The sequence below is a fragment of the Actinoplanes sp. NPDC051633 genome, assembly GCF_040681735.1.
In the GTDB taxonomy this organism is placed as follows: Bacteria; Actinomycetota; Actinomycetes; order Mycobacteriales; family Micromonosporaceae; genus Actinoplanes.
In genome coordinates this window covers 1-1,005 of record NZ_JBFAZH010001861.1, presented here as the reverse complement: position 1 = coordinate 1,005, position 1,005 = coordinate 1, and the positions used below count along the sequence as shown (strand labels likewise).

Genomic DNA, 1,005 nt, shown 5'->3' with positions numbered 1-1,005 from the left:
CTACTACCGGCCACCGGGCGGCGAGTCCTGGGCCGACGTCCTGCTGCGGCTGCGATCCCTGCTGCGGGACGTCCGCGACGACCACCCCGGCGGGCGGGTCCTGCTCTTCGGGCACGAGGCGACGGTGCTGCTGGTGCGATACCTCACGGAGCGCCTCGACGAAGCCGAGCTGATGACCGTGGCCCGCGCGACCACCATCGCCAACGCCTCGATCAGCAGCTGGCGCCGGGTGGACGACGGCTGGGAGCCGGAGCGGTTCAACCACGTGGAGCACCTGCACGCCGAGGGCGCGCCGCCGACCAAGCAGGAGGACGTCAATGCCGAGCCGGTCTGACGAGCGGGTCATCACGCCCCGCCTGCTGCGGGAGTGGCCACTGCCCGATCCGCAGGGCGACAAGGAGGCGCGCGGCACCGTCCTGGTCGCCGGCGGTGCCCGCACCACGCCGGGCGCCGTGCTGCTGGCCGGCGTCGCCGCGCTGCGGGCCGGGGCGGGGCGGCTGCAGCTCGCCGTCGAGCAGTCGACCGCGGCCGCGCTCAGTGTCGCCGTCCCCGAGGCCAAGGTGATCGGCCTGCCCGAGCACGACGACAAACTGCAGGAGATGGCCGCCGCGGCGGACGTGATCGCCGTCGGGCCGGGTCTCGACGATGTGGACGACGCGGACCGCCTGCTGCGCGAGGTGCTCGGCGTCGCCCGCGAGGACGCGAGCCTAGTGCTCGACGCGTACGCGCTGGGCGCCCTCAGCAAGGACCAGAAGCTGCTGCACGACCGGCCCCAGCGCCTGGTCCTCACGCCGAACACCACCGAGGCCGAGATCCTGCTCGGCCGGCCGCCCGGCGACGACCTGGCCGCCGCCACGCGCGCCCTGGCCGAGCAGTACCGGGCCGTGGTGTCGCTCTACGGGCACGTCGCCACGCCGGAGGGCGAGGGCTGGCGGGAGGAGAGCGGTGACGCCGGGCTCGGCACCTCCGGCAGCGGCGACGTCCGCGCGGGCATCGTCGCCGGTC

General features: G+C 75.2%; 2 protein-coding genes. Both read left to right on the top strand.

Annotated features, from left to right (window positions below; all coding sequences use genetic code 11):
- A partial coding sequence (locus AB0M20_RS45715) for a histidine phosphatase family protein (protein WP_364307958.1) occupies nt 1–334 on the top strand: 334 nt, incomplete at its 5' end.
- Nucleotides 318–1,005, top strand: a 688-nt coding sequence (locus AB0M20_RS45710) for an ADP/ATP-dependent (S)-NAD(P)H-hydrate dehydratase (protein WP_364307957.1), incomplete at its 3' end; no start/stop codon positions are given. The genes AB0M20_RS45715 and AB0M20_RS45710, both read left to right, overlap by 17 nt.